Here is a 4,752-nt window from a genome sequence, read left to right on the forward strand (position 1 = left end):
CATTCCTCTCAAACTTGGCCTCTGTTCGCTATGAGCGTTGGGGCACAGCGCCTAAGGCGCATACGGAAGCTGGGTTAACATTTACTCATGTCTGTTTCTGAGCTGTCCACCAGTACCCAGAACTATTTGAAAGCTATCTGGGGGCTAAAGGAATGGTCATCCGAGCCCGTTACCGCCACACTTATAGCGAAACAGCTGGGACTCAAGCTCTCCTCGGTCTCCGATGCAGTGCGCAAAATGTCGAAGCAAGGGCTCGTGTCACACACGCCCTATGGCTCTGTGGAGTTAACCGAACTTGGCAGGCAGTACGCATTGGTCATGGTGCGCCGCCACCGATTGCTTGAGTCTTTTTTGGTTCAAGCATTGGATTATACGTGGGACGAGGTCCATGATGAAGCCGAAAATCTTGAACACGCGGTGTCTGACATGCTCATAGAGCGCGTGGATAAGTTCCTCAATTACCCCACTAGGGATCCACACGGCGACCCTATCCCTACGGTTGATGGACAGGTCACTATCCCCAGTGCGCACCGTCTCACCGACAGCGGCGCACAACCGCAGGTGACCGTGGAACGCATTTCTGATTCCGACCCACAACTGCTGGCCTTCCTCAAAGAGCAAGGCATCGTCATTGGGGCTGTTCTTACCACGCGCGAAGGAACGCCCTTTTCAGAATCGCTCGAAGTACAGGTAGCCGACAGTACTCAGTGGGTAGTACTTGGGCGCCCAGCTACGGACGCAGTGTTTGTAGCACACCACAGCCTGTAGTCTTTCCCTTTCTCATTAATCCTGTCCCTACCTGCCCTTTTAAAAACTACGGTGCGGCGTAGTTTGCAACTACGGTAGTACGTAGTTAATCTTTTCGATCATCACCTATCCCACTTATGGCTAAGGCCAGGATGAGCAGGATTGTCATGTCAGACTCACCAGATTTGGTGTACTTTTCTAGCGTTTCTGAAAACACAAAAAGATTCGTCGAACGCTTAGATAGACCCGCAGTGCGCATTCCACTGCGGCCCAAGAAAACCGGAATGATCCAGGTTTCACACCCGTACGTACTCATCGTTCCAACCTACGGCGGTGGCTCGCTCAAACGCGCAGTCCCCAAACAGGTCATCGACTTCCTCAATGACCCAATCAACCGTTCCTTTATCCGGGGCGTGATTACCTCAGGCAATACCAACTTCGGAAGCGCTTACTGCGTCGCCGGCCGCATCATTTCCGCTAAGTGCCACGTTCCAGAGCTGTATCACTTCGAGCTACTCGGCACGCAGAAGGACGTTGCCGCTGTAAAGCAGGGCCTTCACAAGTTTTGGGAGCAGCAAAGCAACTAACAATTACACCCCATTGATTTCCCACAAAATGAAGACCACATCCGCAACACACAGATTGGAAACCACAATGCCGCCACTTAAGGCCACCCCCACACAGCCCATTGGCCCTACGCCCCGCACCGCTTCAGCAGACGATGCCGGCGGTGTCGGTAAGCGCAAGAGCTACCATGCACTCAACGCGCAGCTGAACCTATTCGACGATTCGGGAAGAATCCAGTTCGACAAGGACATTGAGGCAACACAAGACTTTTTAGCGCACCATGTCACTCCCCGCATGCATCAGTTTGAATCCACCAAGCAGCGCTTGGAGTGGTTGGTTGATAACGAATACTACGAGCGGGAATTCCTTGAGCTTTATGATGACGATTTTCTGTGCACTATGTACGACAGAGCCCACCGAGCCAAGCATCAGTTCCGCACTTTCCTCGGCGCATTTAAGTTCTTTACTTCATACGCACTGAAAACCTTTGATGGCTCGCGATTTCTGGAAGGCTACGAAGAACGCGTCGCCACCACAGCTTTGTACCTTGCACAGGGCGATGAAGAGCTTGCGGAGAAGCTGGTGGATGACATCATGACCGGACGCTTCCAGCCCGCCACCCCTACTTTTCTCAACGCAGGAAAAGCCCAGCGTGGCGAAATGGTCTCCTGCTTCCTCCTTCGCATCGAAGACAATTTGGAAAGCATTGGCCGCAGCGTGAACTCTGCACTGCAGCTTTCAAAACGCGGCGGTGGTGTGGCCTTGTTACTGAGCAATCTGCGCGAATCCGGAGCCCCAATCAAAAAGATTGAGAACCAAGCTTCCGGCGTAGTCCCAGTCATGAAAATTCTGGAAGATAGCTTCAGCTATGCCAACCAATTGGGCGCTCGACAGGGCGCTGGAGCCGTCTACCTACATGCGCACCATCCAGATATTCTTCGTTTCCTGGATACCAAGCGGGAAAATGCCGATGAGAAAGTCCGCATTAAGACTCTTTCGCTGGGAGTTGTTATTCCAGATATAACCTTCCAGCTGGCCAAAGAGAACAAGGATATGCATCTTTTTAGCCCGTATGACATCGCTCGCGAGTACGGCGTAGCCATGTCTGACATGTCTATCACCGAGTATTACGACGAGCTGGTTTCCAATCCGCGAATTTCTCATACGACTATCAAGGCCCGCGAGTTTTTCACCACGCTGGCTGAGCTTCAGTTTGAATCTGGATACCCCTACATACTCTTTGAGGATACGGTCAACCGCGCTAATCCCCTCAAAGGACATATCAATATGTCCAATCTGTGTAGTGAGATCCTCCAGGTCAACACGCCATCCACCTACGGCGCCTCAGGTAACTACACCACCGTTGGCCAGGACATTTCCTGCAATCTAGGGTCGCTCAACATCGCTAAAGCTTTTGAATCACCGGACTTTGGGGAAACTGTTGAAACCGCGGTGCGCGCTCTCACGAAGGTCTCAGACCTAACAAATATCGAAGCTGTTCCTTCCATCGCTCACGGTAATGCATCCATGCATGCCATCGGGTTGGGCCAAATGAATCTCCACGGTTTCCTGGCTTCCAAGCGTATTCCTTATGGCTGCGCCGAAGCACTGGACTTTACAAATATCTATTTCCTGACCGTGACCTATCATGCGCTCCGTGCATCCCATGCGCTAGCGGTTGAGAAAGGTCAACGATTCACTGGCTTTGAAGAATCCACCTATGCCACTGGCGTCTACTTCGACAAGTACATCGACCAAGACTGGGCGCCGGCCACTGACCACGTAAAACAGCTATTCCATGAGGCTGGCGTGCAGATTCCTCAACGCGAGGATTGGCTACGGCTCAAGAACCAAGTGATGCAAGACGGCATCTACAACGCCTACTTGCAGGCAGTTCCACCCACTGGATCAATTTCCTACATCAATGACTCCACCGCGTCCATACACCCGATTGCCTCCAAGATTGAAATACGCAAGGAAGGCCGCTTGGGGCGCGTGTACTACCCCGCACCGGAAATGACCAACGACAACTTGGAGTATTTCGATGACTCCTACACCGTGGGGTACAAAAAAATCATCGACACCTACGCTATGGCCACCCAACACGTGGACCAAGGGCTTTCCCTGACTTTGTTCTTCACCGCTGACACCACTACGCGGGACATCAACAAGGCACAAATCTATGCCTGGAAAGCCGGAATCAAGACCTTGTACTACATCCGTTTACGCCAACCTGCACTCCAGGGAACCGAGGTCGAAGGCTGCGTTTCCTGTGCTCTGTAGGAACACGGTCCTTCCTTCATTCACAACCATCCATCAAGAAAGAAAGAAGCTATGTCTTCAACATCAAACACTGCTGAGCTAACCAGCATCTCAGTTACGCCGCCAAGTTACCGGCATGACCCTTCAGCCCGCATCCGCGCCATCAATTGGAATCGGGTGAGCGATGAGAAGGATCTTGAAGTGTGGAACCGCCTCACCGCCAACTTTTGGTTGCCAGAAAAGGTTCCACTTTCAAACGATCTCCCGGCGTGGCAGAGGATGACACCGGAGGAACGCAACCTCACCATGCGGGTGTTCACGGGACTCACCACCCTGGACACCGTCCAGGCCACTGTGGGCGAAATCTGTCAGATCCAAGATGCCCGCACCGAGCACGAGGAGGCCGTGTATACCAACATCGCCTTCATGCAATCAGTCCATGCCCGTTCTTACTCTTCAGTGTTTTCTACTTTGAGCAGTACGAAAGAAATTGATGAGGCATACCGCTGGGCGGTGAATAATGACCTTCTCCAGGCACGCGCCAAAAAAGTGCTCACTCATTATTTTGGACCCGATCCACTCAAGCGCAAAGTGTCATCGACGCTGCTTTCCTCGCTGCTTCTCTACGCGGGTTTCTATCTTCCCCTGCATTTTTCCGTCCACGCCACCCTGACAAATACGGCAGACATGATTCGCCTCATTCTGCGTGACAAGGCAGTGCACGGTTACTACTCAGGCTACAAGTACCAGCGCGGACTGGAAACGTCTGCTCCACAACGGCAACAGGAGATGCATGATTTCACTATTTCCTTGCTCGAAGAGCTTTATGCCCTAGAGCTGGATTATTCCGGCGAGCTATATGAGCCGTTGGGGCTCATGGATGATGTAGCTGTATTCGTTCGCTATAACGCCAATAAGGCGCTCATGAATTTGGGCTACCCGGACTACTTCCCACCTGAAGAAACGGAAGTGAACCCGGAAATCCTCGCTGCCCTAGCACCTGGAGCAGATGAAAACCATGACTTCTTCTCCGGCTCCGGTTCCTCCTATGTCATTGGCACCGCTGAAGAAACGAGTGATGATGACTGGGATTTCTAAACCGTTTCCACGACCAGACCAAGGAAGCTGGCTTGAGACCATCGCGCTGTTTGAAGCCATCCGCGAAGGAAACCAACC

At 52.3% G+C, this 4,752-nt stretch carries 4 protein-coding genes; all 4 read left to right on the plus strand.

Going from position 1 to position 4,752, the window contains the following annotated elements; all coding sequences use genetic code 11:
• The first annotated feature begins 87 nt into the window (after positions 1 to 87).
• The 4 genes from Q0U90_RS11420 to nrdF all read left to right on the plus strand — a co-directional run bounded on the left by Q0U90_RS11420 (position 88) and on the right by nrdF (position 4,674).
• A complete protein-coding gene (locus Q0U90_RS11420) occupies positions 88 to 768 on the plus strand; it encodes a metal-dependent transcriptional regulator (protein WP_022862719.1) in 681 nt (226 codons plus the stop codon).
• A gap of 116 nt (positions 769 to 884) precedes the next feature.
• On the plus strand, positions 885 to 1,334 hold the full coding sequence (nrdI, locus tag Q0U90_RS11425) for a class Ib ribonucleoside-diphosphate reductase assembly flavoprotein NrdI (protein WP_052093126.1): 450 nt from the start codon (positions 885 to 887) through the stop codon (positions 1,332 to 1,334).
• A 67-nt stretch (positions 1,335 to 1,401) separates the two neighbouring features.
• A complete protein-coding gene (gene nrdE / locus Q0U90_RS11430) occupies positions 1,402 to 3,597 on the plus strand; it encodes a class 1b ribonucleoside-diphosphate reductase subunit alpha (RefSeq protein ID WP_052205721.1) in 2,196 nt (731 codons plus the stop codon).
• 51 nt (positions 3,598 to 3,648) lie between these two features.
• On the plus strand, positions 3,649 to 4,674 hold the full coding sequence (gene nrdF / locus Q0U90_RS11435) for a class 1b ribonucleoside-diphosphate reductase subunit beta (RefSeq protein ID WP_034666259.1): 1,026 nt from the start codon (positions 3,649 to 3,651) through the stop codon (positions 4,672 to 4,674).
• Positions 4,675 to 4,752 lie beyond the last annotated feature (78 nt).

This window comes from uncultured Corynebacterium sp. (assembly GCF_946998835.1).
Lineage (GTDB): Bacteria > Actinomycetota > Actinomycetes > Mycobacteriales > Mycobacteriaceae > Corynebacterium.